This window comes from Amycolatopsis sp. NPDC057786 (genome assembly GCF_042797905.1).
In the GTDB taxonomy this organism is placed as follows: domain Bacteria; phylum Actinomycetota; class Actinomycetes; order Mycobacteriales; family Pseudonocardiaceae; genus Amycolatopsis.
This window is the reverse complement of the sequence record NZ_JBHVKW010000037.1, coordinates 1-21,261: the sequence shown is the minus strand read 5'-3', so window position 1 is coordinate 21,261 and position 21,261 is coordinate 1. Positions and strand designations below refer to the sequence as shown.

The window sequence follows — 21,261 nt, the reverse complement described above, 5'->3', positions numbered from 1 at the left end:
TCCAGCCGGACAGCTCCACCCTCACCGCCCTCAAGTCGTACGCGATCGTCAGGCAGTCGTCAGGTGCAGACTTCCGCATCTCCAACACAATGAGGAAGTCGTCGAAAGGAGAAGATGGACATGTCTGTCCACCATCACCAACCCGACGACATCGCCGACGAAGTCCGCCACTGGCTTGCGCGCGAATTCGCGTCCTCGATGGCCGAATCGGCCGTCAGTGAGATCGTGCGCTCGGCCCACGCCGATCTCGAAGGCCAGGTTGGACCCGATGCCATGGGAGAAACGCTGCATCGGCTGGCTCGGTTTCGTGTGCTCCGCACACTCGGCGGCCGATGAGCGCGCCGACCGACAGTCACGACTACGAAAATGGCAGCAGCGACCTACCAACTCATATGCTGATGAAAGGTCTGTTTCCAGCCATCGTCCCGGCGAACGTAAACACTGCTCACCCGCGCCGAGTAAGGAACCCCGTCTTTGGTGGCAGCGACGCTGTAGTTGACCGTGCAGACGGCGAGACTAAGCCTTGTCGCACTCAAATCAGCGAGGCTGCATGCCTTCCACCGCGCCCCGCACAAGGCGACCAAAGCTGCGTCACGCACCTGGATAGGCCGCTGGTCGATCGGCAACAGCACGATGCGGTCATCGCGAACCTTCTCGTAGTACGACCGTGCGGCGACAGGTTCGGCCGCGAGCGCGCACCAGGCACGTCGCTCCAGACCCGTCAGCACATCCACGGCAGCCGCTTCATGGTCCGGTACAGCCAAGATCGCGACCAGGGTTCACCGTCTGGCCACGTCACGGTCCATACCTGGGCTTTGCCGATCGATCATCGCCGCGCTTTCCGAGCTGTCACCTACGCCCTCCGACTTTCGCCGGACGGCGACCAGCTTGCACCAGAACTACGAACCCGAACCTGACAATCACCTTACGATTTCACTGGAGGCATACTCGGCAAGCCCTGTGGCGACCTTCGACATCGTGCGCTGCACGTGCCCCTCTGACGACCAGCGCCCCATGCCACGAGCTGAATATGTTCCCTGCCAACGGATCCGTGTTCCACCGCCGGGCACCTCGTGGAGGTCGATCGTCGCCTGGTGGTCGGCCATATGCGGACTCTCCAGCCCCTCGTACGCGAACCGCCGCCCAGGCGTGAGGCTGGTGATCCGCTCCCTGACGACCGCCTTACCCGAGCGGAAGACCCGGATGGCACCGACTCCGTCACGCCCGTCCGGGGAGAGGCCGCTCGAACTGCTGACGTCAAGTTCACCGGCGCGTGACCAGGCGGACCACGTCCTCGGGTCCAGCAACAATGCCCACACGACCGCCGGTGGCGCCGCCGATTCGGCCAAGACATCGTACGACCGCACTGCAGAACCTCCAAGAGAGGCGAATGTGACGACCCGGATCGTGCCACATGCCAGGCCCATCTGTAACTCACTCAGGCCAACTCGAATACGTCTGTCCACTATGGACCTATCTTGGATTGGGCATGCCCAACCACAGAATTGCTCCGCGAGTCCCCGCCATATCCCCCTATAACATTCACTTCTCGCAGGCCACCCATAAAACAAGTAGCGAGACCGCCGCTATTCCGGCGTCGAAACCAGATATAGCGTCACGGTCGACCAGGAACGGGCCAGCAGCAGTCAGCACTGGCCGGCTGGATCGGCCGCCAAACCCGCCTCGTGCCCGGCTCGGTGAGAGAAGCCGCACCGACCGCGACGAGAGGGGCACCAGCGACCAGACCGGTCATCGGGTCGACCTCACCGACCGGATCATCCGGCGCGAACGGCGACAACAGCAGCCATAGGCCGAGCAAGAATACGAGGGCGTCGGCGACGGCCAGTACCGCACTGCGATTCTCGGCGATGGTTCGGACGTCGTACGTCCAAGATCTCATCCCGTCAGCGCCCCAGTACGTCGCGGACGCTTTGCCCGGCGAACGCCGCGCAAAAGCTCAGTCTGCCGCACCCGCCAGTGAGCCCACCTGACGATAGCCTTGCGATTCACCTGCCGCCCAGGGCGCCTGTCGGCGTGGGTGACAGGGCACCGCGACCACGGAATTGCCCGGCAGAATCGACAATACCTACGCCGCTCGACCTTGCCCGCGGCGGCGCCGATCGCGATCGGCGCGGCGCACTCGCCCCGCCGCTGCAGGTGCGTCCGTCCCGCGGCCCCCTGCCGTCGCGCCACCGCCTGACCAGCTTGGTCTGCCGCAGCCGCGGCCTGTACAGCAGTCTGAGCCAGTAGCCGAGCACGTCGCCTGCGTTAGCGCATACGGCGGGGCCGGTGGCCACCACCCCGAAACGGCATCGTGAAGACCGGATCACCGCACACTGAGGCCTGCGTAACTCGGCGTCACTGTCCGCGTGAGTGGCCTGCCTGAGAAATGGGGATCACAAGCCAGATGAGCAGCAGGAACGCACCAACCGCGATATCGCTCGTCGTGGTTCTTGGTGCCGGCGTACCGTCGTTGTACTCCAGTACAAAAGGCGCTACGAGCAGCCAAAAGCCGAGAACCGGCGGCACCGAGGACCACCATGAAGCCGCGCGAGGTTCCACCAGGGGCGCGGAACCGATTGCGATCAGTGCGATACCCACGAGCACATCGTTCCAGTAGCCGTCGAATCCGCCTCCGGTGTACTCATGATCGAGCACAAACGATGAAAGTATCAACCAGACACCGGCGAGAAACGTACACGCTCCCCCTACAGCGGGAGCCAGGCGGCTCGTTTCGTCCGCTTCACTGCCATTTCTGTCGCTTGTGGTTACCTTCGGCCAGCGCAACTTCATACCTATGAGAAGACTCCCGTCGTCCTGCGTCCCCGCCAGGCCGACGGGACCTTCACACCAGTGTGGCGGCCGCCCGCGGGGCTCGACCTGACGATTCCCTTGCGATCTGAAGATGCCGCCGCCCATGTCCCTGACGTAACGGTTCGTCAAGACAGGCATGGACCTCCCGCCACCAGACCAGAAAGGGATTCACATGGTGAAGCCAAGTCCGAAATGGACCTTGGCCATCACGGCATCGTTTTGCGCTCTCCTGCCGCCTGCGGTGATGACGGAACGACACCGGCCGCGACCGGCACTTCACCTGTGTCTTCGGCAAGCATCTCCATCGGATCGACATCGACGCCGCACACCGCAGACATCCTGTGCCAGTCAGACGACGTAAGGTTGTCGCTCGGCAAAGGAGATGGCGCCGCCGGTTCCGTCTATCGGCCGCTTCTGATCACCAATTCCAGCGATGAGCCATGCCGGGATCCAAGGCTTTCCGGGAGTGTCCTATGTTGCCGGTGACGACGGGCACCAAGTAGGGAAGGCAGCCGACCGTACCGGCGACAAGGGCGGCGTCGTCGAGCTACGCCCTGGCAGGCCGCGGCCGCTGACATCCGGTTCGTCAACGTCCATGACTACCTTCCCGAACCCGATGACCGCTACCTGCCGGCGGCGCCTTCGCGATGACCCCCGGCCGCACGCGGTCAGAGGGCTTGCTCGCGTCGTCCTTCCGAAGTCTTCGTCGACGCGGCGGGCCTGCCGTTGGCGGTGATTGTCACCCAGGCCAGGCCGGGGAGAACCCGCAACCGCTGCCCCTACTGGACGACATCCGGGATATCAAGGTGGACGGTCAGAAAGTGCGGGTCGGGCGGGTGCTGGCAGGTGCTGCGGGAGCGCCGGATCAAGGGCACCATCCCCGAACGCGCCGACCAGATCGCCCCACCGGAAAGCGAAGGGCAAGGCCGGTGGCAGACACCACGGGCCTTCGACCCCAACCTCTACAAACTCCCCAACGTGGTCGAGCAATGCTTCAACCGGCTCAAATAATTCCGTGGCCTGGCAACACGGTTCGCCAAACGAGCCGCCGAATACCACCGCACCGAAATCATCCTCCACCTCCGATGAAGGTCCCCAGGACACTGCCTGATCGGGCAGGTCGTAGCAACAGTGGTCGATCATCTCCGTCGCACGCACTCAAGGGGAGCCCGTCGTGGTCGAGCAGCTCGCCGGAGTGGGCGGAGAGTGTCGGCAGGGAGTCGGGCCGACCGGGCTTTGACACTCAGCGCTTGACGATGTCGAACTTGGAGTCGCACAACTTCCAGCGGCCGTCGGTCCGGGTCGCCTCAACAGACAATTCACGGTGGGCGCGGCCCTGCTTCTCGACCGACATGGTGACGTTGCCTTCGGCACCGCCGACGTACAGCGTCACCGCCCGGACACTCAGCCGCAGCCCATCCCGCTGCGCGGTCCCGTCCTTCAACGGCTGCGCGACGTCGTCGTGGTTAGCGGCGCACACGTAGTCATCGAGCGGAAACGCGGCAAGGTCCGAGGAGTCGAGCGCGTTGTTGTACGCCTGGACGAACTCTTCGGCGGTGGCGAGCATGTCACCGGACTTGGCCGCGGCGGCGGGCGCGCTGCCACCGCCGTCGTTCAGGGTGACGACCAGCGCGGTCACGGCGCCACCCGCGAGACCGAGCACGCCGACGACGATGCCGACGATCAGGCCCAAGTTGAGCTTCTTCTTCGGCGATGGTTCCTGCTGCCACTGTGGTTCGGTCACCGCGCAAACCTTAGGGCTCTTTGATGAAATCTTGATGACAACGGTCCTGCCCGGCGAACGGAAATCCGATCACGGTCCACGCCGAAGTGGACAAGTCACAGAAAAATCAAATCCCCGCAGGTCAGCGGAGATACTGACGTGGCGGGCCGTCCGGGGCAGCCGCTGCTGCCGAAAGTCGACGACCTGCGGGCCGGCAACTCGTGCCGGCCGGGCATCCGATCAGTCGGCGGCTTCCGGAGCGTCGAGAATGCTGCGGGCGAAATGCTGGAAGCGTTCGTTGTCAACGAGGGCGATCCCCTGCGTGGTGTCGACGAGCACCAGGAGCGTGTCGCCCGGCGACAGCCCCAGCAGGTCGCGCGCGTCCTTCGGGATCACGATCTGTCCCTTCTCACCGACCTTGACCGTCCCGACGATGTACCGCCCGTCGGGGCCCTGAATCATCCCGTTCACCTGGCGACCTCCTCCGCCACCCACTCTAGCCGGTCCACCTCAATGTGCGTAAAGTAGGAAAAGTAGGAGAAGTTCTACTAGTACTAGAGGTGTGCATGGACGCCAGCAAACGGCTGAGCCGGTCTTCACGTCGTCCCGACCCGTATCCCGTGGTGGAGCGTCAGGTGGACGTCGGCGCGCACGTCCTCAACTACGCGGAAGGGCCGGACAACGGCCCTCCGCTCGTTCTTCTGCACGGTCAGGGCTCACGGTGGCAGGACTACGCCAAAGTGCTCCCCACACTCGTCGAGAACCATCACGTCTACGCCGTCGATGTCCCAGGTCACGGCCGGTCGGGTCGTCTCGCCCCGGAGGACTACACCAACGCTCGCGTCACAGCGTCACTCGCCGAGTTCCTGAAAACGATCGTTCGGAAGCCGGCCATCGTGTCGGGCCACTCTTCCGGAGGACTCCTCGCGCTCGGGCTCGCCGCCCACCACTCCCCTCTGGTATCAGGCCTGCTGCTGGAGGATCCGCCGTTGTTCTCGTCGGTGCTGCCGCGCGCCGAGAAAACGACCGGTGCGGTACTGATGCGCCTGGCCGCCGAGTACCTCCGTGATCGGCCCGACGACGATTTCCAGCGGTATTACGTGGAGCGAAGCGGCTACTTCGCCTTCTTCGGGCCGTTCGCCCCGTGGCTCGTCAGGTATTCGCTCAGGTGGATCGACCGGCATCCCGGCGAACCCCTTCGGATCACCTTCCTGCCACTGATCGTCAGCGTCTATTTCGCCGGGCTGGTCCACTACGACCCGGCTTTCGGGGTCGCCTGGGACGACGGGGCCTGGTACGAGGGATTCGACACCGCCGCCGCCCTCGCGGCGGTCGACGTGCCGGTCACCCTCATCCATACGACCTGGTGGTTCGACAAGCACGGCACGTACTACTCGGACGACGGCGTCCTCATGGCCGCGATGGACGGAGACGACCGGGCACGAGCCGTGGAACTGCTGGGCGAGCCCGAGGTCGTGACCGTGAAGTCCGGCCATCTGGTCCACTTCGAGCGCCCCAAGGTGTACCTGGACGCGGTGAGCGGACTCGCCGCTCGTGCCGGTTGAGTCGCCAACTGCCCGCATTGCATCGCGTCATCGGGGCCACCACTCGACGAGATCACAACCGTCGCTCGGGCGTGCCAGCGCGTTCACCCCGGACGCAATCTCCGTGCGCTGGCAGTCGGTGGCGAATGGGTCGCGAGTTTCGCCGTCGTCGGCTACCCCCGCGAGGTCCACCCCGGTTGGTTGCAGCCGTTGCTGACCTACCCCGGACGGGTTGACGTCTCGCTGCACATCGAGCCGATCGACCCGGTCACCGCGGCCGACCGCCTCAAGAAACAGCTGTCGAAACTCGAAAGCGGTCGCCGACACACCAGCGAGAAGGGCCGGCTGGTCGACCCGCACGTCGAAGCAGCCACCGAGGACGCCTACGACCTGTCCGCGCGAGTCGCCCGCGGCGAGGGCAAGCTCTACCGGCTCGGGCCCCCACCGAGGAAGCCCTCAGCGACGAAGTCGCCGCGATCCGATCGCTGGCGGCGTCACTGCTGCTGGACTGCAAACCCACCACCTACCGCAGCCTGCAGGGCTGGATCACCAGCCTGCCCATGGGCCTCGATCTCACCGGTCGAGCATCAACTGGTCACGACTGACCCGAAGTTCCTCGCAACTCTTCAGGATTCCGGCACGAACTCAGGGTGGGTGGAGCTGTAATGAGGGTATCGCGGTCCCGCGGTTCAGGAACTGCATGCAGTTGGGGCAGCGCACCACCTGTACTGCCAACCGGCACGAGTATCGCCCGATCCATAACGCGATGGATGCAGTCGTCAGGAACGGCTACGTGCGAAAAAGATCGCTTGCGGAAATTGCTCGTCCGGGTCGAGCAGCCACTGGGCCTCGACCTCGAATCCGGCCTCACGCAGCCAGGATGCGACCCTTTCCGGCCGACGGCGGTGGACATGGAGCTTCATCGGATGGCCGCCGTAACCCTCGGTCTTCAACTGCGACCCGTCGCCTACGTGAAACAGGAGTTGCAGTGGTCCGCCCGGACGCAACGCTCGGTGGAAGTGCGCGAAGACTGTCGGCACATCGCCGTCGGGGATGTGGATCAACGACTGCCAGGCAAGCAGGCCAGCCGCCGAAGCGGCCGGGAGGTCCAAGTCTGTCATCGAGCCCACCTCGAACCGCAGACCGGGGTGCTCGTGCCGGGCCACGTCGATCATCCCTGGGGAAAGGTCGATGCCGAAGGCGTCGACATCGAGCTCGTGCAGGTAGGCGGTGACTTCTCCGGGGCCGCAGCCGACGTCCGCTACCGGCCCGCCTCCACCGGCCCTCACACGGTCGGCGAACACCGCCAGAGCCGCGCGAAGGTACTGGTGACCGGCGAGGGCACCACGGACTTGGTTGGCATAGCTAACTGCGACCGTGTCGTACGAGGTCCGGGTGTCGGCCAACCAGTCGTCCGTGTTCATGACCGGAACGATATGCCTGATCGCGATCTCATGGGCAGCCGACTCGATCTGTTCGTCGATGGGCAGGCACCTGAGCACCATGGTTGTTGTCCCCCAGAGGTTTGTACGGCAGGCGGGCGTGCGGTGGTGGCAACGGGCAGCTCATCGCTCGTGGATTTGATGCCTCCTGACACCGGGGTGGTCAACGGTGGCGGCGTAGCGGTAGGCGCCGACGACCGAGAGGCCGAACAGGTCGCAGATGAGGCGGACGTTGCCGTTGCTGGTGTGGGCTTCGTCGAGGATGCGGTCCTGGCGGATGGCTTGGGCGTTCATGCCGAGGCGTTTGCGAATCCACCACGGGGGTGACCGGCCGGGTGGTGTTGGCGTTGCGGTAGTGGATGAACAAGTGTGGGTTGGCGGTGTTGGGCCAGGACCGTTGCCGACAGGTCAGCTAGGCAGCCAGCCGCAGCCGGACAGGTGCGGCGAGCGGGATGACCCGGCCGTCGACGTGCAGTCGTCCGTCGCGAAGGTCGGTCAGGTGCAGGGCGCAGAGTTGCCAGATGCGGATGGCGTGGAATGCCAGCAGCGCGGCCAGCGCCGCGCGGGTCGGGTCCTCGGAGTCGAGCGCGGCGCGCAGCGCCGACAGGTCGACCGACGGCGGAGCCCGCGGGTGGGGTGTGGGGACGCTGATGCGGGCGGTCGGGTTGACGAAGGTGAGCTGGCGGGCCTTAAGCACCCGGCTTCAGATAACGAGCGCGTAGGTGCTGTGACTGGCGACGGCGCGACTTACTTGCGACGCCGACAGGTTGTGCGCCCGAAGCGAGGTGCTTGAGGAGCCGCTAAGAGGACACGAGAAGATGTCGACGTGCTTGCAGACTCCAAGCAGGAACTGCTGAACTGGCTACGTCACGTCATCGACCTTCTTCCTTCGCACGAGCATCTCAGGTACCCGTGCACGGAAGCCTTGGTGATCGCTGTCGGCCGCTGACGGCGTAGGGGAGTTCTACGGCGACGACCAGCTCGGGCCGCCCGATCAAGGTGCGCTTCCGTGTCTTCCGCCCGAATCCGGACGAGGCACGCTTCGAGCAGGCGTTCTCGGCGGACGGTGGCACGACGTGGGAAACGAACTGGAGCGCGGTGGACCGCCGGATCCGATAGGGGCTTCAGCCACCGCGCGGCGCCCGGCTCACCGCCCACACGCTGACGATCACCAGCAGGCAGCCCGCCAGCTGGGTGAGGGTGGGCCGCTCGTGCAGGGCCAGGACACCGAAAAGGACGGCCAGTACCGGGTGCAGCAGGAGCAGTGCGGCACTGACCTGGGGCGCGACCTGGGAAAGGGCTCCCGCGATGAGGAGCCAGGCCAGCACCTGCCCGATCAGCGCGAGCGCGATCAGCCACAGCCACGCGGACGGTTCGAGGTCCAGGTCGATCCCCGTCCACAGGCCGCCGACCACCGCCGCGGCCAGACAGGCCGCCGCCGTGGAAGCGCAGACCGGGAACACCGCGTGGCCTTGGCCGCTGCCTCGCCGCATGAAGAACAGGTATCCCGCGTAGGCGATGCCCGCGATGGTGCCGAACACGATGCCGCCGACCGGGTCCGTGCCCGGCTCGGCCTCGCCGATCACGCCGGCCGCCATGGTCACGCCGATCAGCATGAACGGCGCGAGCGCGAGGAACCGCCCCGACGGCTTCGACCCCAGGAACAGCCAGGTGAGCAGCGGGAACACCACCACCTGGATGTTGATCAGCACGGTGGCGATGGAAGCTCCGACGTCCTGGATGCTGGCCACCCAGAACACGTAGTCGACGCCGAGCAGCACCCCCGCGGCGAGGTCGAACCGCACCAGCCGCCACGGCCGCGGTCCGACCCGCCCCCATTCCCGGACGGCCAGGGGGACGAGGACCGCCAGTGCGATGGCGCAGCGCAGGAACGCGGTGGTGCCGGGCGTGGCACCGGACAGTTTGGCGAACCCGGCCGACACCGAAGTGCACGCCGCGCCCCCGGTGATGCGCAGTGCGGCCGCGCGGTGCCGATCCGGTGCCTGAACGCTCATGTCGTTCACTATGCCCAGCCGGGCCGTACAGCAAAAGCAAATGTTCGTAGGGGGAAATCGGTAGCATCGCTTCATGAACCTGGGCCGTCTGCAAGCCCTCGCCATGGTCGCGAAGCATGGATCCGTCGCCCGTGCGGCGGAAATCCTGCACATCACCCCGTCCGGGGTGTCGCAGCAGCTGAACAAGCTGGAGCGGGAGACCGGCCGTCCGCTGCTGGAACCTGTGGGCCGCGGCGTCCGGCTCACCAGGGCCGGCCGGCTGCTGGCCGAGCACGCGGTGCGAGTGCTCGCCCAGGTGGCCGCGGCCGAAGCCGACCTCGCCGCATTGGACCAGGAGGTGGCCGGACCGCTGCAGATCGGGTCGGTCGGCAGCGCGATCCGGGCGCTGCTCCCGGACGTGCTGGCCGAGCTGGTCGCCGAGCACCCGCGGCTCGTCGTGACGTTGTGCGACGGCGAGGTGGTGGATCTCATGCCCCGGCTGCTCACCGACGAGCTCACCGTGCTGCTCATCGAGAGCTGGGAGGTCCGGCCGCCGCTCCTGCCCGCGGGGGTCGCCGTGCGCACCCTCGTGCGGGAACCGGCCGAAGTCGCCCTCGCCGCGGATCACCCGCTCGCCGACCGGTCCTTTGTGGACTTCGCCGACCTCGCCGGGCAGACGTGGTCCTGCTGCCCGGCGGGTACCGAGGCCGACGTGACGCTCACCCAGACCATGCGCGGCCTCGGCGTCGAGCCGGACATCCGGTTCACCGTCACGGAATTCCCGACCCAGCTCGCGTTGGTCGCCGCGGGTCTCACCGCCGCCCTCGTCCCCAGGATGGCCCAGCGACCCGCCCCGGAGGGGGTCCGGTTCGTCCGCACCCGACCGGTCCTGCACCGCGAAATCCGCGCCGCTTGGCGCGAGGACGATCAGGGCCCGCCGGTACGCGCCCTGCTGGCCGCGCTGGCTTCCCGTCAGGACGCGGTGAACCGGACCGGGAGCGCCCGGTAGCCCTGCACGGTGATCGCCCGCAGCCATTTCACGTCACCGGCGAGCTCGACCCGTGACACCCGCCGCGCCAGCGCACGCAGGACCACGGCCAGCTCGACCCTGGCCAACGCGGCGCCGAGACAGTGGTGCGCGCCGTGTCCGAAGGTGAGGTGCCGATTCGGCCTGCGATCAACGCGGAAGGCGTCGGGCTCGTCGAACATCGCCGGGTCCCGGTTGGCGGCGGGCAGCCAGGCGACCACGGGGGTGCCCGCGTCGAGCTCATGTCCATTGAGGACAGTCCGGACGGTGGTCACCCGGAGGACGTGCATCGCGGGCGAAGTCCACCGCAGTACCTCCTCGACCACCGGACCGAGATCGTCGCCACGGTCGCGCACCACTTCGAGCAGACCGGGTGTCGTCGCCAAGGCGTGTACCGCACCCGTGATCGCGTGCCGGGTGGTCTCGTTGCCGCCGATCAGCACGTTGTCACAGTTGAGCAGGACGTCGTCGGCGTCGAGGCCACCGTCGCCGAGCAGCACGCTGACCAGGTCGTCACCCGGCAGGCGACGCCGAGCGGTGATCAGTTCGTCGAAGTACACGAGGATCTCGGTATGTGCCTGCCGGGGCGTCATCCCGTCGAAGAGGTCGTCTTCGCCACCGAAGGCATGGTTGGTCAGCCCGATCAGCATGTCCTGGTCGTCCGGCGGTATCCCGAGCAGATCGCAGACCACCGCCGCCGGGACGCGCGGCCCGAATTCCGCGGCGACGTCGCACGACGGCGCGTCCAGCACGCGGTCGAGCAGCTCGTCCGCCTCCTTGTCCACCCGGTCCGCGACGGACCGCGCGGACGCCCTCGACATCAGCGGTCCGACCAGCTTGCGGAGCCCGCGGTGGGGGCCGTCGTCGGTGACGACCATCATCCGGCCGCCGGAACTGTCCCGGTCGAAGCCGATCATCATCCCGTATTCGGAGGTGAACGGCGCGGAAGGGGCGAGGACCGCCGCGCACGCGCGGTGGGAGAACACCGACCAGAACCCGGTCGGCGAGCTGCCCGGCGCGCTCCATTCCATCCGGTCGGCGGCCGCCAGCGCCCGCCAGCGTGTGTGCCGTTCCGCCGAGGTGTAGAGGTCGGGGTCGCCGTAGTCCATCGCTTGCCCCGCTACCCGGTCCGCTCGTCGAGCACCCGTGCCAGTCCACGGACGCTCGGCGCCTCGAAGAACGCCTTGACACTCAGCCGCACGCCCAGCGCCGAACGGATCCGGCCGACCAGGCGGGTGGCGAGCAACGAGTGCCCGCCGATGTCGAAGAAGCTTTCATCGATCCCGACTTCGGGCGCGTCGAGCACTTCGGCGAAGACATCGGCCAGCGCGATCTCCGTCGGCGTCGTGGGAGGCCGTCCCGTCGCGCCCGCTCCGGGGGCGGGCAAGGCCGCCCGGTCGACCTTGCCGTTCGGCGTGGTCGGCAGCCGCGGCAGGTCGACCACCACATCCGGGACCAGATGCTCCGGCAACCGATCGCGCAACCGAACTCGGACACCTTCGGCGTCCACGGTGCCTTCCGCCGCGGTCACCACGTAGGCGACAAGCCGGTCTTCGTGCGCGCCCACCGCCGCTTGTGCCAGCCCGGCCGACTCGAGCAGCGCCGACTCCACCTCGCCGGGTTCGATCCGGAAGCCCCGCACCTTGAGCTGGTCGTCCACCCTGCCCACGAACTCCAGCTGCCCGTCCGGCCGGACCCTCGCGCGGTCGCCGGTGCGGTACATCCGGCTACCCGGCGGCCCGGACGGATCGCGAAGGAACCGTCGCGCGGTCTCCTCGGGCCGCCGGAGATACCCGCGGGCGACACCGGGACCCGCGACGTACATCTCGCCGATCTCGCCGTCGGGGACCGGCCGCATCAGATCGTCGAGCAGAGACACCGTGGTCCCTCGGATCGGCCTGCCGATGGGAGGGGCGCCCTCGCCGTCGAGGGGATCGCTCGCGGTCGCCGCGACCGTGGTCTCGGTCGGGCCGTACGCGTTGATCATCAGCCTGCCGGGCGCCCAGCGGCGGGCGACCGGCGCCGGGCACGCTTCGCCCGCCACCAGGAGCGTCAGGTCCGGCGGCAGACCGCCCTCTTCCGCCAGCGGCGCCAGAGCCGAAGGGGGGAGGGTCAGGTGGGTGACGCCGTGCTCCCGGATCAGCCCGGCCAGCGGCTCACCCGGAATCAGGCGATCCTTCGACGCCAGCACCAGACAGGCGCCTGCCGCCCACGACGGCCAGAATTCCGCGACCGATGCGTCGAAGCTCGGCGAAGCGAACGCCAGCAGCCTGCTGTCGGGGGTCAGCCGCTGACGTGGCACGTAGTCGGCGGCGAGGTTGACGATCCCGCGGTGGGGCACCACCACACCCTTGGGCTGTCCGGTCGATCCGGACGTGTAGATGACGTACGCGGCGTGATCGGATCGCAGCGGCTCCGACCGCTCCGAGTCGTCCAGGTCGGCCGCGGACCCCGATGTCAGTTCCGAGAGCTCGACGTCCAGTATCTCGCCGTTCCCCGGCACGTCCTGGCCGGGCGACCGGAGTACGCACCGCGGCGCCGCGTCCGTCACCATGTACGACCGGCGCCGCACCGGATAGTCCGGATCGATCGGGACATAGGCGCCGCCTGCCTTGTGCACGGCGAGCATCGCGACGACGAACTCGACCGACCGCGGCATCATCAGCGCGACGAGCTGCTCGGGCCCGACACCGCGTCGCACCAGCCGTCGGGCCAACCGGTTGGCCAGGGTGTTGAGCTCGCCGTAGCCGAATCGTGCGCGGCCGTGGAGCACGGCGGGCAGGTCGGGTGCCGAGGCAGCCACCGCCTCGAACAGCGCGGCGGTGGTCGGCGCGTCGAGGGGCGACGGCAGCCGCGCCTCGGTGGGCGAGGCGGTCATGCGCTCCGCTCCAGCGCGGACCGGTCACTCAGCAAGTCGACGAGATACCGGTTCACCGCGTCCGGATCCTCCAGATACCCGTAGTGGCCGCAGCCGCCGATCACGTCGTACGTGGCACCGGGAATGGCCGCCGCGAGTTCGCGACCCGCGCTCGGCGGCGCGACGATGTCGTTTTCGAACGACAGCACGTGACACGGCACGGTGATCGCCCGATAGGCGGTGAGGCGGTCGGGCAGCGCGCTCACCGCCAACTGGTGCCGTATTCCCGGCCCGGTCGGCCCGGCCTTCGCGAGCACGTCGAGCCAGTCCTCGGTCAGCTCGTCGTCGGCCAAGGTGGCGGGCCCTAGGTGGTGCAAGGCCCGCACTGCCGCGCGATATCCCGGCGGCAGCTCGGTCCCCGCGGCGATCAGTTCCGCCTCCGCCGCCGCCAGTGTCCGCTGGACAAGGCTGCTGCGGCCGCAAGCGGCCAGCAGGATCACCCGGTCCAGCAGGTCCGGGCGGGCCAGTGCGAGTTCCTGCGCGATGTAGGCGCCCATGGACGTCCCGACCACGGCGCAGGGAGCGATCCCGAGCGATTCGATCAGCCCTGCGACGTCGGCGACGAGGTCGTCGATGGTGAACCCGTCCTCGCCGGGGTCGCTGGGCGGTACGCCGCGGTTGTCGAGCGTGATCACCCGCATCCCGGCGGCCAGGAGCGACGGCACCTGGTGCAGCTCCCAGACCGAGCCGGACGCGCCGGTCCCCATCAGCAACACGACGGGCCTGCCGGTGCCGCGGTCGGCGTAGGACAGGCGGATCCCGTTGATCGTCGTCAAGGGCACTGCCGTCTCCCTTCGTTCATCGCCGGACGGCGACGACGGTCCGGATCAGGGCCTGCGCCAGCGGTCCGGCGGACGCCGGGTTCTGGCCGGTGTGCAGGGTCCTGTCGACGACGACGTGTTCGGCCCACGGTTCGGCCGCGGCGGACACCACGCCGCCCGCAGCACGCAGCCTGTCCTCGGCCAGCCAGGCCATCCGTTCGTGCAGCCCGGTGTCCCGCTCCTCGGCGTTGGTGAACACGGTCATCCGGTACCCGTCGAACAGCCAGCCGCCGTCCGCGGCCCTGGCGGGCAGGAACGCGGCGGGTCCGTGGCAGACGGCCGCCACCGGCGTCCCCTTCACCACCAGTGCGGCGACCAACGCGCCGAACCGTTCCGACTCGGCCAGATCCGCCATCGGCGCGTGCCCGCCGGGAACGAACAGCAGGTCGATCTCGCTCGGCTCGATGTCCTCCAGCGACCGCGGTGTCGCGAGATCGCCGACAGTGTCCAAATAGGACTTCCATTCCGGTGCCATGCCCGCCGGGTCCGGGGTCGGGGCGACGCCGCCGGGGGTGGCCACCATGACGTCGATTCCCGCGTCACGCAGTACTTTGTGCGGCGTGACGAGTTCCTCGGGCCAGTAGCCGCACGGGTGCTCGGAACCGTCCGCCAGCCTGAGCCGGTCGGCTGCGGTGACGGCGAACAAGGCGGTGGTCATGTCGGACTCCCCGGTGAATCGGCGTCCCCGTCCGGCGCTTCCTCGACGTAGAGTCCGAGTGCGTCCAGAACGGGACGGTCGGTGAACGAGAACAGGCAGGCGTCGTCGTCGGGATCGTCGTTGGCGTGCTGGTGCCAAGCCCACGACGGAACGCAGAAGATGTCGTGCGGTGCCCAGTCGAACCGGGTACCGGCGATCACGGAATGCCCGCGGCCCTTGGCGACCTGGTACACCACCGAGCCGGTGTGGCGATGCGCCCTGGTGCGCTCGCCGGGGCGCAGCATCTGCAACGCCGCGCCGAGGGTCGGGGTCACCGGGCCGCCGGTGGCAGGATTCTGGTACTCCATCAGCACTCCGTCGTACGGAGAACCGTCCGTGACTTCCGCGTAGCCGCGCAGCGTGCTGTAGGCCATTTCCCACGGGTAGTGCAGCAGCGGCGAGGCGGGCGTGGCCCGGCGCCGATCGGGCCGCAGCAGCGCGCTTCCGTGTGCGCGCAGTGAGGCGTCGATCGGTTTGCCGTGCACCTGGTGCAGATCGGGGTGCAGCTCGTAGAAGTTCGCGTCCAGCGTGTTCACCAGCGGGTCGTCCGTGCCGTCCTGCCAGATCACCGGCTCTTCGAGCGAGTCCGTACCGTGCTCGTGCCACGATCTGCTCGGTGTGACGATGAAGTCCCCCGGCCCGGCCTCGACGCGGTCACCGCCGATGACGGTCCACGCCCCGGTGCCTTCGATGATGAACCGCAGCGCCGTCGCCGCGTGCCGGTGCGCCGTCATCGACTCGCCGGGGTTGAGCAGCTGCAGACCGGTGTACAGATGGCCGACCGCGGGCGCGCTGCCGTGCGGCGTGGCGATCTGCTCGGCACCACCGGGATTCTTCAACGTCATCACGCGAAGAGCCGCCGCGTCCGACCGGACGAACTGCGCGGACCGCAGCGCGAGTGGACGCAAGTCGGCGTAACGCCACAACATCGCGGCCGACGCGGGCTGGGGCGACCAGGCGCCCTCCTCGGCCGTCCAGCGCGCTTCGGTACTCAGTTCGGCCAGCCGCGCGTAGAATTCCTCGTCGGTGTCAGGAACGGTGCCGGTCATGCGGTCCTCCTCGGTGCGCCGGACGTACGGTCACGGCACTGGGCCGCGGTTTCCTTGAGCAGGGACCACAAATCGCGGATGTCCTCGCCGGTGGTCTGGATATTGCCGATCGACACCCGGATCACGTAGCCCGTGTCCAGCACGGTGTGGGAGACGAACGACCGGCCGCTCCGGTGCACCGCCGCACAGATGCTTTCGTTGAGGCCGTCGACCCATTCGCGTCGATCGACGCCGGACGGCGGCGCCGTGCCGGGGTCGTAACGCAGGCATACCAACGGAAGCACCGATTCCGCGGCGACCGTCCACTCGGGATTCGCGTGGGCTTCGGAGCGCAACCAGTCGGCGTAGTCGACCCGGTCGGTCAGCCGCCGGGCGAGCCCGGCCCTGCCGAAGCAGCGGACCACCCACCACACCTTCAACGCCCGGAACTGCCTGCCCAGTTGCAGGCTGTGGTCCATGTAGTCCACCGAACCCTCGTCGGGGCTGGTCCTCAGGTATTCCGGGACGAGGCGGAACGCGTCGGCGAGCGCCCCGCCGCGCCGGCAGTAGAGCGCGGAAACCTCCATCGGGCAGAACAACACCTTGTGCGGGTTGACCACCACCGAGTCGGCCGCGGCGAGATCGGCCAGCTCCGGCCCCAGCCTCTCGACCAGCCGCCAGAATCCACCGTAGGCGGCGTCGACGTGCAGCCAGACGTTTCGCTCGGCGCACACTCGCGCCAGCTCGGGCACCGGGTCGATCGCCCCGGTCGAGGTCGTCCCGGCGGTGGCGCACACCGCGAGGGGCAGGACCCCGTCGGCGATGTCCCGGTCGAGTGTCTCCGCGAGCGCCACCGGATCGAGCCGCAGGCCGTCACCGGCGGGCAGGCGCACCACGTTGTCCAGCCCGATGCCCAGGGCGATCGCGGCCTTGTCCACCGAACTGTGCGCCTGATCGGAGGTGTAGACCCGCATCCGCGGGAGATCGCGCCCGGCGAGCCCCCGTTCGCGCACCCGCAGTTCGCTCCGCGCGTCGCGTGCCGCGACCAGCGCGTACATCGTCGCCAGTGACGCGCCGTTGACCAGCACGCCGTCCGCGTCGGCGGGATAGCCCGCCAGTTCGGCGAGCCAGCGCAGCACCAGGCGTTCGACCGCCGACGCCGCGGGTGCGGTCCGCCACTGCTGGCAATTGACGTTCAGCGCGGCGGTCAGCGTCTCGGCCAGGATGGCGGGACCGCTCGAACTGTTGCTGAAGTAGGCGTGGAAGTTCGGGTGGTGCCACAGCGCCAGATGCGGCACCACGTCGGACCAGGTGTCCGCGAGGACCTGCTCGAACGGTGTCGGCTCCTCGGGCAGGGGCGCGTCGATCCGCCGTTGCAGTTCGGCGGCGGAGATATCCGAAGTCACCGGTGTGGCGCGGATGGCGGCGAAGTGCTCCCGGAGGCGGGCAAGCAGAAGCTGCCCGTTCTTCTCCAGCTCCTCGGGCGCCCAATCACCGGGCGGCTCGTCGGTCCCGATCAAGGGGAGTCCTTTCTGTCCGGTCGGTGCGCCTCAGTGGCCGTGCGCGTGTCCGTGCGCGTGGCCGTGCCCGTGCTCGCCCTCGACCTCCACCGCGAGTTCGTCCAGGTACTCGATCTCCCGCTCGCGTGTGCAGTACTTCGCGTGGAAGTCGGCGAGAAGCGATTCCTCGGCGGCGCGCAACCGGGCGTGGTCCTCGTGGCTGCGCCACGGGTAGATCATGATCACCTGGCGGGGGTCGGCTTGGCGCTGGAAGAACCGGGCGTGCCCGGACCAGCCCGGATCGTCGTGTGCGTTGGGCCCGGTGAGGTCGTCCATCTCCTGCATCAGTTCCACGGCCCGGTCGGTCAGGTCGGCACGCAGGTACCACGTTTCCTTGACGGTGATCATGGTTGTCCCTTCTCGCGATCGGAGTGCTCGGCGGTGTCCTGGCCGCTGAGGAATTCCCGCAGCTGCGACTCGCCACCGGGGACGAACCGCTCGCAGACGAGCATGTGGTGGCGCCGGTTCCGGGCCTGCGCGGACCACAGCGCCTTGGCCGCGGCCGCCGTGCTCCGCGGCAGCCTCCCGGCGTCGCGGTGATCCCGCAGCCGGGCGCGCAGTTCACGCAGGCCCGCCAGCATCAGGCCATGGTCGTTGTTGAGCGTTCCGGAGAATCCGGGGCTCAGGAACGGTTCACCCATGGAGGGCCGGATCAGCTCCCGGTAGGCGTGCGGCGGAAAGTCCGCGGCGTATTTCATGCTGGCGGTGGCCGCGTCGTAAAGGTGGGTGAGGCCGTGGAGCAGGCGATCCGCTTCCTCCCAGCGAGCCTGCCCGCACGCCGCGTGGAGGTCGGCGAGTGTGCTGTTCATGACGATGAGTTGCAAGTGGAACACCTGGTGGCCGAGTTTCCACCGGCGGACGGCGTCGGCGTAACCAGGGAAAAGCGCGGAAGCTTGGGGCATGGGTGGGCTCCCTGGGCGTACTCACGGGTCGGAGCTCAGCGGCCGTCGGCCGTTTCCACGACCGTCAGCCAACGCTCCAAAGTGGACTGCAGAACGAGGACGAGGCCGCGCATCAGGTCGGCCCGTTCCGAATCCGTCAGACCACCGGACGGCAAGTCGTCCAGCAGCTTGCCTGTGGTACTCAGACAGCTCCGGGTCCACTCGCCGAGATCAGCCGCCTCGCGAGCGATGCGGAAGTAGCCGTCGTACTCCGCGGCCGTCGCCGCGCCGGTGACCGAATCGGGAACACGGCCGTCCGCGGGGAGAGAAACCGGTGTGACCAATCCGAAATCGGGCAAAGCGGAGCCATCTCCGATTTCCGTCGACATTCTCTGGTTGCCTTCCCCAATCGACATTAATATCCGGACGGGGTTGCGATCTCCAGCATCGCGACGCATTAGTAGCACGTCAAGAGTTCGGCATTCGCAGACCTGATCGGAGCATTGGGCGACGTTTAAAAACTTTAGAAACCGGCGCCCGCCGAATGGGCCGAAAGTTCCTTGCCAGCTGTCGGGATAATTGGTATACAACCTACATGGGGGTAACCGATCGGCAGGCCATCGAGCGTAAGCCCGGCGTCCGTTCGGACGACACGGCGGCCCCGTACCGGGTCTTGGTGAGCGACGGCGGACCGCATCAGGCGACGATCGTGGCCGGGCTGCGGAAGGTTCCGGACCTCGAAACCCTGCTCGGTGCGCACGACACGACGGATTCGCTGCACCTCCTCGATGACGTGCAGCCCGACCTGATGGTGCTGTCCCTGGACGGGATCCCAGACGGTGGCTTGACCCTGCTTCACCGGCTCCGAGATCCTGGGCGCCACAACAGTGACCTGGTCATCGTCACTGATCATCCGAAGGCCTCCCTGGTCCGCAACGCCGGGCGGTTCGGCGTCCTGGCGTGCCTGGTCTCACCGTTCGACGCGGAGTCGGTCAGCGAGCGGGCGGCGGGCTGGCGGGACAGGGCCCGCAAACTGGCCCGATTGCCGCCGGACGAACAGCTCTCCCAGCGAGTCGTGGACGAATTCCTGCCGTCGGACTGGACCAGGCCCGCCCGGAGCCGGGCGGCGTCCGACAGCACCCGTGACCAGGTCTCGACGGTGCTCCGCCAGCACAATCACACGATGTCGGTCCACGACATCGCCAAACGGTGCGGACTGTCGACGGTCGCCGCGGGACGTTATCTGCGACAGCTGGTCAACCACGGGGAAGCGACGATGTCCGTGCGGCACGGCAGGGTCGGACGGCCGAGTCATCACTATCGGTGGAACGGATCGTGAGCGGGGGTTCGGGAGTTCTCCGCGGCCTTCCTGAGGTGGACGAGCCAAGCGGAGAGGGATTCGCGGAAGGCGGCGCGCATACCGTCGACGTCGGAACGTACCGGCGCCCCGTCCACAGATGGATGCCGGTGATTCCGCAGGTGGGCCTCCCCAAAGGATCCGGCGCGGTGCCCGTAGTGAGTACACAGTGGACTCGATGTCCATCCCGGCCGTGCTCCAGCGGAAGACGCTGTCTGTCCGAAGAGGACTATCGCCGGTAGCGGCGGTGATGTCGGGTTGCCAGTCCGGCCACGAGGACACCTCGGTGAGCAACCGCCACACGCGCGGTGGTGCCGCGTCGATGACGATTTCACTGTGGGCCACCACCGGTGCTTCGCTGTCGATTTCGGTGATCATGCGCAACCTTCCCCTGAGCGGGAGCTCCGTGTGTCACCGGACACGGTCGCGCGACTTCGGCACCGTTCGCGTCGGTGAGAGTCACCTGGTGTCGCGTGATCCTGCAGGTCTTACACGTGACTGGACGGAGATCTCGCGTGATGTCCATCTGAGGAACGAAACCCAACGTCAAGCAAGCAGGATCACGCGACACCAGTGCTCCGCGTTTAGTCCTCTGGATGCGGTCCTTGCGCAGGCAACCACCGCATCCAGAGCAGGGTCGAGCACCGCCACGCGACCGGCCACGTCGTTGGCCGCGGGCCGAAGGTCGGTCCCCGAAGCGAAATCGCACCACCGAGCTCGTGCTCGATGACACGCGCCAGTTCCTGCGCCTCAACGACAGCTTGAGCCGACGCAGGACGCGGCGGAACGCCGAGTCCCGCGCTCAGCGCCGCGCCTGCGGCTCGCAGCAGGGCACGGCCTCCGTCACGCCAGCCGCTGCCGGCGAGAAGGATGGCGCGAGCAGATGCGTAACGAGGCCGATCAGCCAGCTAGCGGGAGTCCGCGACTCGATCCGCGCGCGGCGAACCGCTATCGCGGACAGCGGCACGCCCCAGCGCGCCGGGCCGAGCCAGTCCAGGAGCGGCAGCTTCCACACCGCCAGCAGAAGGACGAGGAAGACCACGCCCTGAGTGACCGGTGACCGTGTACGGACCACCAGGCAGGTACCGCCGTCCCGGCCGGGCATCCGTCCGAACATTCGCGGAAAATGCCGCGACCTTGTATATGACCGTCCAATCAGGACATCTCCGCGTGCCCGTTGCGAGGTCATTTGGTGAACCAGGCGCCGAACATGCCCGACACACCGTCGAGGTTGAGCAGGATCCCGAGGAAGATCGCGGCGATCACGCCGTACTTGATCGATCTGGTCGCCGAAGTACCGCGCGGTGAGGATTGCCGCTTCGTGCTTGTCCAACCACTGTTGCTCGACCGCCCACGACAGCAGCTTGGGTTCTAGTGGTCGTCGCAGCATCTGATGTGGAGGTGTTGTGGTGGCTGGGATACGTCGTCGTTGGTTGCCGCGGGATGTTCGGGTGGCG

General features: G+C 67.8%; 25 protein-coding genes and 2 pseudogenes. 7 read left to right on the top strand and 20 right to left on the bottom strand.

The features are described 5' to 3' along the window. The first annotated feature begins 114 nt into the window (after positions 1-114). Positions 115-336: a hypothetical protein gene (locus tag ACFVM3_RS20295; protein ID WP_378440670.1), complete on the top strand. Its 222-nt coding sequence runs from the start codon at positions 115-117 to the stop codon at positions 334-336. A gap of 44 nt (positions 337-380) precedes the next feature. Here ACFVM3_RS20295 and ACFVM3_RS20290 read toward each other — a convergent pair whose 3' ends face one another. The 3 genes from ACFVM3_RS20290 to ACFVM3_RS20280 form a co-directional block, all read right to left on the bottom strand. After that, on the bottom strand, positions 381-734 hold the full coding sequence (locus ACFVM3_RS20290; protein ID WP_378440668.1) for a hypothetical protein: 354 nt from the start codon (positions 732-734) through the stop codon (positions 381-383). A gap of 186 nt (positions 735-920) precedes the next feature. Next, positions 921-1,367, bottom strand: a complete 447-nt coding sequence (locus ACFVM3_RS20285; RefSeq protein ID WP_378440666.1) for an SRPBCC family protein — start codon at positions 1,365-1,367, stop codon at positions 921-923. A gap of 991 nt (positions 1,368-2,358) precedes the next feature. Next, on the bottom strand, positions 2,359-2,793 hold the full coding sequence (locus ACFVM3_RS20280) for a hypothetical protein (protein WP_378440664.1): 435 nt from the start codon (positions 2,791-2,793) through the stop codon (positions 2,359-2,361). Between the two features lie 454 nt (positions 2,794-3,247). On the opposite strand from ACFVM3_RS20280, the gene ACFVM3_RS20275 reads away from it, so the two are divergent. Together ACFVM3_RS20275 and ACFVM3_RS20270 are read left to right on the top strand one after the other, a co-directional pair. Further along, positions 3,248-3,550: a DUF4232 domain-containing protein gene (locus tag ACFVM3_RS20275; RefSeq protein ID WP_378440662.1), complete on the top strand. Its 303-nt coding sequence runs from the start codon at positions 3,248-3,250 to the stop codon at positions 3,548-3,550. Positions 3,551-3,660: 110 nt separating this feature from the next. Beyond that, positions 3,661-3,825, top strand: a complete 165-nt coding sequence (locus tag ACFVM3_RS20270) for a hypothetical protein (protein WP_378440661.1) — start codon at positions 3,661-3,663, stop codon at positions 3,823-3,825. Between the two features lie 232 nt (positions 3,826-4,057). On the opposite strand, the gene ACFVM3_RS20265 is transcribed toward ACFVM3_RS20270, so the two are convergent. Both ACFVM3_RS20265 and ACFVM3_RS20260 read right to left on the bottom strand, forming a co-directional pair. Beyond that, on the bottom strand, positions 4,058-4,558 hold the full coding sequence (locus tag ACFVM3_RS20265; RefSeq protein WP_378440659.1) for a hypothetical protein: 501 nt from the start codon (positions 4,556-4,558) through the stop codon (positions 4,058-4,060). 219 nt (positions 4,559-4,777) lie between these two features. After that, the gene (locus tag ACFVM3_RS20260) at positions 4,778-4,999 is read right to left on the bottom strand and encodes an AbrB/MazE/SpoVT family DNA-binding domain-containing protein (RefSeq protein WP_378440755.1); all 222 of its coding nucleotides are present in this window, start codon (positions 4,997-4,999) and stop codon (positions 4,778-4,780) included. Positions 5,000-5,103: 104 nt separating this feature from the next. Between ACFVM3_RS20260 and ACFVM3_RS20255 the strand changes: the two genes are divergently transcribed. Both ACFVM3_RS20255 and ACFVM3_RS20250 read left to right on the top strand, forming a co-directional pair. Beyond that, a complete protein-coding gene (locus ACFVM3_RS20255; RefSeq protein ID WP_378440657.1) occupies positions 5,104-6,102 on the top strand; it encodes an alpha/beta fold hydrolase in 999 nt (332 codons plus the stop codon). A gap of 16 nt (positions 6,103-6,118) precedes the next feature. Then, positions 6,119-6,674: pseudogene (locus ACFVM3_RS20250) on the top strand (conjugal transfer protein TraC); the annotation flags it as partial. 186 nt (positions 6,675-6,860) lie between these two features. Here ACFVM3_RS20250 and ACFVM3_RS20245 read toward each other — a convergent pair. The 4 genes from ACFVM3_RS20245 to ACFVM3_RS20230 all read right to left on the bottom strand — a co-directional run bounded on the left by ACFVM3_RS20245 (position 6,861) and on the right by ACFVM3_RS20230 (position 9,538). Beyond that, on the bottom strand, positions 6,861-7,505 hold the full coding sequence (locus ACFVM3_RS20245; RefSeq protein ID WP_378440655.1) for a class I SAM-dependent DNA methyltransferase: 645 nt from the start codon (positions 7,503-7,505) through the stop codon (positions 6,861-6,863). 141 nt (positions 7,506-7,646) lie between these two features. Next, positions 7,647-7,817 (bottom strand): hypothetical protein, encoded by a 171-nt coding sequence (locus ACFVM3_RS20240; RefSeq protein ID WP_378440653.1) that lies wholly within the window; start codon positions 7,815-7,817, stop codon positions 7,647-7,649. Between the two features lie 118 nt (positions 7,818-7,935). Continuing rightward, positions 7,936-8,220, bottom strand: coding sequence for a hypothetical protein (locus ACFVM3_RS20235; protein WP_378440651.1), 285 nt, complete (start codon positions 8,218-8,220; stop codon positions 7,936-7,938). A gap of 427 nt (positions 8,221-8,647) precedes the next feature. Beyond that, positions 8,648-9,538, bottom strand: coding sequence for a DMT family transporter (locus ACFVM3_RS20230; protein WP_378440649.1), 891 nt, complete (start codon positions 9,536-9,538; stop codon positions 8,648-8,650). A gap of 73 nt (positions 9,539-9,611) precedes the next feature. Between ACFVM3_RS20230 and ACFVM3_RS20225 the strand changes: the two genes are divergently transcribed. Continuing rightward, complete coding sequence (locus ACFVM3_RS20225) at positions 9,612-10,526, top strand: LysR family transcriptional regulator (protein WP_378440647.1); 915 nt, start codon at positions 9,612-9,614, stop codon at positions 10,524-10,526. On the opposite strand, the gene ACFVM3_RS20220 is transcribed toward ACFVM3_RS20225, so the two are convergent. The 9 genes from ACFVM3_RS20220 to ACFVM3_RS20180 are packed head-to-tail and all read right to left on the bottom strand — an operon-like array spanning position 10,490 to position 18,905. After that, positions 10,490-11,653, bottom strand: a complete 1,164-nt coding sequence (locus ACFVM3_RS20220; RefSeq protein WP_378440645.1) for a cytochrome P450 — start codon at positions 11,651-11,653, stop codon at positions 10,490-10,492. The genes ACFVM3_RS20225 and ACFVM3_RS20220 overlap by 37 nt on opposite strands. 11 nt (positions 11,654-11,664) lie before the next feature. Then, positions 11,665-13,422, bottom strand: a complete 1,758-nt coding sequence (locus ACFVM3_RS20215; RefSeq protein WP_378440643.1) for an amino acid adenylation domain-containing protein — start codon at positions 13,420-13,422, stop codon at positions 11,665-11,667. After that, positions 13,419-14,243 (bottom strand): alpha/beta fold hydrolase, encoded by an 825-nt coding sequence (locus ACFVM3_RS20210; protein WP_378440641.1) that lies wholly within the window; start codon positions 14,241-14,243, stop codon positions 13,419-13,421. Before ACFVM3_RS20210 ends, ACFVM3_RS20215 begins: the two co-directional genes overlap by 4 nt. Positions 14,244-14,259: 16 nt before the next feature. After that, the gene (locus ACFVM3_RS20205) at positions 14,260-14,940 is read right to left on the bottom strand and encodes a type 1 glutamine amidotransferase domain-containing protein (protein ID WP_378440639.1); all 681 of its coding nucleotides are present in this window, start codon (positions 14,938-14,940) and stop codon (positions 14,260-14,262) included. Continuing rightward, positions 14,937-16,028, bottom strand: a complete 1,092-nt coding sequence (locus ACFVM3_RS20200) for a cupin domain-containing protein (RefSeq protein WP_378440637.1) — start codon at positions 16,026-16,028, stop codon at positions 14,937-14,939. Before ACFVM3_RS20200 ends, ACFVM3_RS20205 begins: the two co-directional genes overlap by 4 nt. Then, a complete protein-coding gene (locus tag ACFVM3_RS20195; RefSeq protein WP_378440636.1) occupies positions 16,025-17,527 on the bottom strand; it encodes a pyridoxal phosphate-dependent decarboxylase family protein in 1,503 nt (500 codons plus the stop codon). Before ACFVM3_RS20195 ends, ACFVM3_RS20200 begins: the two co-directional genes overlap by 4 nt. A gap of 30 nt (positions 17,528-17,557) precedes the next feature. Further along, positions 17,558-17,914: a hypothetical protein gene (locus tag ACFVM3_RS20190; RefSeq protein WP_378440634.1), complete on the bottom strand. Its 357-nt coding sequence runs from the start codon at positions 17,912-17,914 to the stop codon at positions 17,558-17,560. Further along, entirely contained in the window at positions 17,911-18,468 is a 558-nt protein-coding gene (locus ACFVM3_RS20185; RefSeq protein WP_378440632.1) for a hypothetical protein, read from the bottom strand. The genes ACFVM3_RS20190 and ACFVM3_RS20185 overlap by 4 nt, the downstream gene beginning before the upstream one ends. 35 nt (positions 18,469-18,503) lie before the next feature. Continuing rightward, the gene (locus ACFVM3_RS20180) at positions 18,504-18,905 is read right to left on the bottom strand and encodes a hypothetical protein (RefSeq protein ID WP_378440630.1); all 402 of its coding nucleotides are present in this window, start codon (positions 18,903-18,905) and stop codon (positions 18,504-18,506) included. A 137-nt stretch (positions 18,906-19,042) separates the two neighbouring features. Here ACFVM3_RS20180 and ACFVM3_RS20175 point away from each other — a divergent pair, with 137 nt between their 5' ends. Then, positions 19,043-19,786, top strand: a complete 744-nt coding sequence (locus ACFVM3_RS20175) for a hypothetical protein (protein ID WP_378440757.1) — start codon at positions 19,043-19,045, stop codon at positions 19,784-19,786. Between the two features lie 204 nt (positions 19,787-19,990). On the opposite strand, the pseudogene ACFVM3_RS20170 reads toward ACFVM3_RS20175, so the two are convergent. Further along, a pseudogene (locus ACFVM3_RS20170) lies at positions 19,991-20,182 on the bottom strand (SRPBCC family protein); the annotation flags it as partial. Positions 20,183-20,606: 424 nt separating this feature from the next. Next, on the bottom strand, positions 20,607-20,921 hold the full coding sequence (locus ACFVM3_RS20165; protein WP_378440629.1) for a hypothetical protein: 315 nt from the start codon (positions 20,919-20,921) through the stop codon (positions 20,607-20,609). Between the last annotated feature and the right edge of the window lie 340 nt (positions 20,922-21,261).

Coding starts and splice junctions, on each gene's coding strand:
- ACFVM3_RS20295 (WP_378440670.1), top strand. CDS start 115: ATGGACATGTCTGTCCACCATCACCAACCCGACGACATCGCCGACGAA.
- ACFVM3_RS20280 (WP_378440664.1), bottom strand. CDS start 2,793: ATGAAGTTGCGCTGGCCGAAGGTAACCACAAGCGACAGAAATGGCAGT.
- ACFVM3_RS20275 (WP_378440662.1), top strand. CDS start 3,248: ATGAGCCATGCCGGGATCCAAGGCTTTCCGGGAGTGTCCTATGTTGCC.
- ACFVM3_RS20260 (WP_378440755.1), bottom strand. CDS start 4,999: ATGATTCAGGGCCCCGACGGGCGGTACATCGTCGGGACGGTCAAGGTC.
- ACFVM3_RS20255 (WP_378440657.1), top strand. CDS start 5,104: ATGGACGCCAGCAAACGGCTGAGCCGGTCTTCACGTCGTCCCGACCCG.
- ACFVM3_RS20245 (WP_378440655.1), bottom strand. CDS start 7,505: ATGAACACGGACGACTGGTTGGCCGACACCCGGACCTCGTACGACACG.
- ACFVM3_RS20240 (WP_378440653.1), bottom strand. CDS start 7,817: ATGAACGCCCAAGCCATCCGCCAGGACCGCATCCTCGACGAAGCCCAC.
- ACFVM3_RS20230 (WP_378440649.1), bottom strand. CDS start 9,538: ATGAGCGTTCAGGCACCGGATCGGCACCGCGCGGCCGCACTGCGCATC.
- ACFVM3_RS20225 (WP_378440647.1), top strand. CDS start 9,612: ATGAACCTGGGCCGTCTGCAAGCCCTCGCCATGGTCGCGAAGCATGGA.
- ACFVM3_RS20220 (WP_378440645.1), bottom strand. CDS start 11,653: ATGGACTACGGCGACCCCGACCTCTACACCTCGGCGGAACGGCACACA.
- ACFVM3_RS20215 (WP_378440643.1), bottom strand. CDS start 13,422: ATGACCGCCTCGCCCACCGAGGCGCGGCTGCCGTCGCCCCTCGACGCG.
- ACFVM3_RS20205 (WP_378440639.1), bottom strand. CDS start 14,940: ATGACCACCGCCTTGTTCGCCGTCACCGCAGCCGACCGGCTCAGGCTG.
- ACFVM3_RS20200 (WP_378440637.1), bottom strand. CDS start 16,028: ATGACCGGCACCGTTCCTGACACCGACGAGGAATTCTACGCGCGGCTG.
- ACFVM3_RS20190 (WP_378440634.1), bottom strand. CDS start 17,914: ATGATCACCGTCAAGGAAACGTGGTACCTGCGTGCCGACCTGACCGAC.
- ACFVM3_RS20185 (WP_378440632.1), bottom strand. CDS start 18,468: ATGCCCCAAGCTTCCGCGCTTTTCCCTGGTTACGCCGACGCCGTCCGC.
- ACFVM3_RS20180 (WP_378440630.1), bottom strand. CDS start 18,905: ATGCGTCGCGATGCTGGAGATCGCAACCCCGTCCGGATATTAATGTCG.
- ACFVM3_RS20175 (WP_378440757.1), top strand. CDS start 19,043: ATGGGGGTAACCGATCGGCAGGCCATCGAGCGTAAGCCCGGCGTCCGT.
- ACFVM3_RS20165 (WP_378440629.1), bottom strand. CDS start 20,921: ATGTTCGGACGGATGCCCGGCCGGGACGGCGGTACCTGCCTGGTGGTC.